Source organism: Rhodococcus sp. NPDC127593 (genome assembly GCF_042671975.1).
In the GTDB taxonomy this organism is placed as follows: Bacteria; Actinomycetota; Actinomycetes; order Mycobacteriales; family Mycobacteriaceae; genus Rhodococcus_F.
In genome coordinates, this window is sequence record NZ_JBHXWI010000152.1 from 1 (window position 1) to 3,468 (window position 3,468).

Sequence of the window (3,468 nt, forward strand, 5' to 3'; positions counted from 1 at the left end):
GCGGGGTGTTCGGGGCCGCCGGTGCGGTCGAGCAGGTTCCGTCGTTCGTCGGTGTCGAGGATGTCGAGGTCACCGACCCGACACCCCGCATCGGCCATCATGGCTCCGAGAACACGCAGGTATCGGTCCAGCATGGCCTCGACATATGGTTCGTCGAACAGATCTTGGAGGTACTTCAGGCTAAGGCGGATCTGGGTGTCGACGGTGATTCCCAGGGCGAGGGGGTAGTGGGTGTTGTCGTTGGCGCTGACATCAGCCAGCGTCATGCCCTCGATCGCGGCGGCCTGTTCGGCCAGTGCGGCCCTCTCGACCGGGTATGACTCGAACACCGTCAGCGTGTCGAACAGGACGTCGGCTGTCCCGGCCGACTGCTGAATCTCCGTGAGCCCCAGATAGTGGTGGTCGAGCAGGTCGGCCTGTTCACCGTGCATCCGCCTCAGCAGTCGGGTGATCGACTCGTCCGGATCCGCCCGCACCCGAACCGGCACCGTGTTGATGAACAGCCCGATCATCGATTCCACGCCCGCGAGCTGAGGTGGCCGTCCTGACACGGTGCCGCCGAAGACCGTGTCGTCGCGGCCGGTCATCCGCATCATCAGAATTCCCCAGGCCGCCTGCATCACCGTGTTGACGGTGACATCGAGCCGGGCAGCCAACTCGGACAGGGCACGTGTCCTTTGCTCGCCGAGATCGGCGGCTACTTCACCCGCCCGCGAGGAGATCTCTCGGCCCGGGTCGGCCGGGGCGAGCAGAGTCGGGCCCTCGACACCCGCGAGCGCCGCCGCCCACGCCCGCCGCGACGCCGCCTCGTCCTGTTCGGCGCGCCACTCCAGATAACTGCGATACGGGTGAGCCGGAGGCAACGCCGACGCCTCGCCGCCGACGGCATAGAGCGCGAGCATGTCCGCCATCAGCAGTGGCATGGACCACCCGTCGAGCACGATGTGGTGGTTGGCGACGACCAGCTCGTACCGGTCCTCGGCTACCGTGACCAGCGTGAACCGGATCAACGGCGGTGCGGTCATGTCGAAATGCCTGGCCTGGTCCTCGGCCAGCAGCCGCGTCAACGCGTCCGGGCGAGCGGCGTCGTCGACTCCGCGTAGATCGACCTCGCGCCACGGCACCGGCAACTTATCGAGTACCAGCTGCACTGGTATGCCGTCGGCGCCCCCGACGAACGCCACCCGCAGATTCGGATGCCGATCCAGTACCGCCTGCGCCGTCGCATGCAACCGCGCGGCGTCCACCTGGCCGGTGAGGGTGAATACGACCTGCATCGAGTACACGTCGACCGACGACGCGGCCAGCAGAGCATGGAACAGCAAACCCGACTGCAGCGGCGTCAAGGGCCACACGTCCGTGACCGCCGGATACGCTGCTTCCCAACGGTCGATGTCCGATTGACGTGCGGTGATCAATGGCAGATCCGACGGTGTCAGCCCGCCGGCGTCGGGGGTCTGCGCATGGGTGGCGAGCGCGGCGAGCGCCGCACACCATTCTTCCGCCAAGTCCTGCACATCGGACCGCCCGATTGCACCCGTCGGGAACGTGAACGCGGCGCCCAGCACCGGACCCTCGCTGCCGTCGGTGACGATCGCATCGATGTCGACAACCCCGTTCGCCGGCATGTCAGGATCTCTCGGAGCGGCGATGTCGCCGAGATGGCAACACGGTGACCACTCTGCCCCCAGCACCTCGTTCGGTACACCACCAAAAGACACCCGGCCAAGGTAGTTGAAGCTGATTTGGCCGACGGGCAGCGACCGCAACTGCTTGGCAGTCTCCCGATTCAGGTAGCGCAGGAGCCCGAAGCCGATTCCCCTGTCTGGCAGCGACCTCAGCTGCTCCTTGATCGACTTGACCACCACGCCGGCCGCGGCGCCACCGGCGAAGGCCTCGTCGAGGTCAGCGGCCCCGATATCCAGACGCATCGGAAACACACTGGTGAACCATCCCACCGTCCGAGACAGATCCGCTCCCGCGGCAATCTGCTCCTGACGGCCGTGTCCCTCGAATTGGATCAGCGTCGAGGATTCGAAGACCTTTCGCGCGCGCCGCCACCGGCAGACGGCCAACGCCAATGCCGCCAGCAGTCCATCCTCGACGCCGCCGTGGAACAGTGTCGGCAAGGTCGTCAGTAACGACGCCGTCACCGGCGCCGGCACGCTCACCTCGACCCGGTCGAGGGTGGATCCCTCATCGATAGCCGCGTTGAACGGGCGGAGCCCCAATACCGGGTCGGACGCCTGCAACAGCGCCTGCCACATCGGCAACTCCGCCAGCCGCGCCGGGGCCGACGCCTCCTCGACCAACGCATGCGCCCACCGACGCATCGACGTTCCGACGGAATCCAACACCGGGATATGCCCAGCGGACACCTGCGCCCATGCGGAGGCCAAGTCCGGCAAGATTATCCGCCACGACACCCCGTCGATCACCAGGTGGTGCGCGACGATCAGCAACCAGCCCGGCCGCTGCGGGGCGCTGCATGCCGACCGGAAATCGAGCCACACGAACTGCACCATCACGCCCGTCGTCGGCGCCAACCGCCCCAAGGCCGCATCCAATTGCGCCGACGCCAACGCCACCGCGGCTTCCTCGTCGAGGTCGGCGGTGACCTCCACCCGACGAACAAGGCCGTCCACATCGACGGCATCGGACCCGCCGACTTCGAGACCCCACCCGCGCTCGTCGCCAACAAGTCGTGAGCGGAAAATGTCGTGGTGATCGAGCACGGCCTCGGCTGTCGCCACCAACCCACCGCGCTCTATTCCGGGCGGCAACTCCACCAACATGTGTTGCGAGAATCGACCGAAGCCACCACCCCGCTCAATCAGCGCCCGCGCGACCGGGGTCAGCGGCATCCACCCGACACCGCCACCCGGCAACTCCGCGAGCACGGCCGGCGGTCCGGAGTCCTCGGGAAGCTGCGCGACTTCCGCCAAGCCGCCAACAGTCCTGCGCTCGAAAACATCACGTGAGGAGAACACCACGCCCCGGGCTTTCGCGCGCGACACCAGCTGAATAGCGACGATGCTGTCGCCGCCGAGAGCGAAGAACGACTCGTCAACCCCGACGCGGTCGACGCCGAGGACGTCGGCGAAGACGTCGGCGATAGTCTGTTGGATTGGGGTGACCGGCGCCCGGAACTGCCGCTTCACCGACGCTGGTGCGGGTAGTGCTCGCCGGTCGATCTTGCCGTTCATGCTCACTGGCATCCGATCGAGGGTCACGAACACCGACGGCACCATAAAATCGGGCAGGCACGCTCCGACCGTCGCGGCGAGCGTCTCGGGGTCGACGTGGGCGCCCGGGGTCGGCACCACGTAGGCCACCAGTTGCTCGGTGACTGTGCCATTGCGTATCGCCACCGCGGCGTGGGTGATGTCGGGGTGGGTGGTGAGGGTGGCTTCGATTTCGCCGAGTTCGATGCGGTGGCCGCGGATTTTGACTTGGAGGTCGCGGCGG

The 3,468-nt window shown here is 67.0% G+C and carries 1 protein-coding gene; it reads right to left on the minus strand.

What is annotated here, in order from left to right; genetic code table 11:
* Positions 1-3,468 (minus strand): condensation domain-containing protein (locus ACFVJ3_RS49270; RefSeq protein ID WP_378459010.1); only part of this gene is annotated, 3,468 nt, incomplete at both ends.